Annotated in this window: 2 protein-coding genes; both read left to right on the forward strand. The window is 63.2% G+C overall.

Features of this window, described 5'->3' with window-relative positions:
- On the forward strand, nt 1-906 hold a 906-nt coding region (locus tag ABWP09_RS12150; RefSeq protein WP_353205392.1), incomplete at its 5' end, for a LysR family transcriptional regulator.
- A gap of 147 nt (nt 907-1,053) precedes the next feature.
- Entirely contained in the window at nt 1,054-1,758 is a 705-nt protein-coding gene (gene ctrA / locus ABWP09_RS12155) for a response regulator transcription factor CtrA (RefSeq protein WP_188448255.1), read from the forward strand.
- Nucleotides 1,759-1,835: the final 77 nt, after the last annotated feature.

Genomic DNA, 1,835 nt, shown 5'->3' on the forward strand with positions numbered 1-1,835 from the left:
ATGCGCCTGCCCGATCTCGAAGCCTGGGCGATTTTCGCCTGCGTCGTCGAACACCGCTCGTTCAGCGGCGCGGCGGACGCGATCGGCGTGTCCAAGGCGACCGTGTCAAAGGCGATCACCCGGCTCGAGACGCATCTTGGCCAGTCGCTGTTCCACCGCACCTCGCGGCGGCTCAGCCTGACCGAAAATGGCAAGGCCCTTGCCGACCATGCCGCGCGCATCCTGGCCGAGGCGAATGCGGCCGAGGAAGCCGCGCTCGACGCTGCGACCGCACCCACCGGCCTGGTCCGCGTCGCCGCGCCAATGTCGCTCGGCTTGATCGCGATCGCCCCCGTCATCGCCGATTTCCTGGTCGAGCATCCCGGCATCGAGATTGACTTGCATTTGTCCGATGCGCGCGTCGATATCGTCGCCGACGGCTTCGATATCGCACTCCGGATCGCCGCTTTGCCCGATTCCTCGCTGCGCGCGCGCAAGCTTGCCGATATGCGGATGTATCTGGTCGCAGCGCCGGAATATCTCGCGCAGGCCGGCACCCCGACGCATCCCGGGCAACTCGGCGAGCATCGCTGCTTTGCCTATACCAATGTCACGACGCCGTGGCGCTTCGTCGGGCCGGACGGGACCGAAGTCTCGGTGCGGCTGCGTGGCCCGCTCGCCACCAATAGCGGCGAAGCGATGCTGCCGGCGCTGCGCCGTGGCCTCGGCATTGCGATGCTGCCCGATTTCATCGTCGGCGACGATATCGCAGCCGGCCGGCTGGTGCCGATCCTGTCGGAATGGATTCCGCATGGCGGCGCGCTGCATCTGATGACCTCGCCCGGAACGCTCCGCCCGGCGCGGGTCGAGGTGTTGATCGCCTATCTCAGCGAGCATCTGAAATCCCTCTACGCGCTGCGGCGCTAGGTAGAATCCCGTGCGACTCGTGGATTCAGGCCGATTAATGCGAAATTAACCTTTTGCGTTCATCACTGATGAGGTTAATGGTTTGGTTCAGGCAAGTCGGGCCGCCGGGGGCGCCGAACGCCTGATGAGAGAGTGGGGAACGCCCAGATGCGCGTATTGCTGATCGAGGACGAGCCGACGACCGCCAAGGCGATCGAGCTCATGCTGACCACCGAAGGTTTCAATGTCTATAAAACCGATCTCGGCGAAGAAGGCCTCGATCTGGGCAAATTGTACGATTACGACATCATCCTGCTCGATCTCAATTTGCCCGACATGCACGGGTATGATGTGCTCAAGCGGCTCCGCGTCGCCCGCGTCCAGACGCCCGTTCTGATCCTCTCAGGCATCAACGAGATGGACTCGAAGGTCCGCAGCTTCGGCTTCGGTGCCGACGATTATGTGACCAAGCCGTTCCACCGCGAAGAACTGACCGCGCGCATCCACGCCGTGGTGCGCCGCTCGAAGGGCCATAGCCAGTCGGTCATCCGCACCGGCAAGCTCGCGGTCAATCTCGATGCGAAGACGGTCGAAGTCGATGGCGCGCGTGTCCATCTGACCGGCAAGGAATATGCGATGCTCGAGCTGCTTTCGCTGCGCAAGGGCACGACGCTAACCAAGGAAATGTTCCTCAACCACCTCTATGGCGGCATGGACGAACCCGAGCTCAAGATCATCGACGTGTTCATTTGCAAGCTGCGCAAGAAGCTGTCTATGGCGTGCGAAGGCGAAAACTATATCGAAACCGTCTGGGGCCGCGGCTATGTGCTGCGCGAGCCCGAAGACGTGATGGTGCCCGCCGCCGTCGCCTGATGTTCAAAGACGTACCGCTCCCCGGTCTCCGGGAGCAGGCCGCGGCATCGGGGGGTGCCGCGGCCTTTTTTTTGGGG

This window comes from Sphingomonas sp., from assembly GCF_040398505.1.
Taxonomy (GTDB): Bacteria; Pseudomonadota; Alphaproteobacteria; order Sphingomonadales; family Sphingomonadaceae; genus Sphingomonas.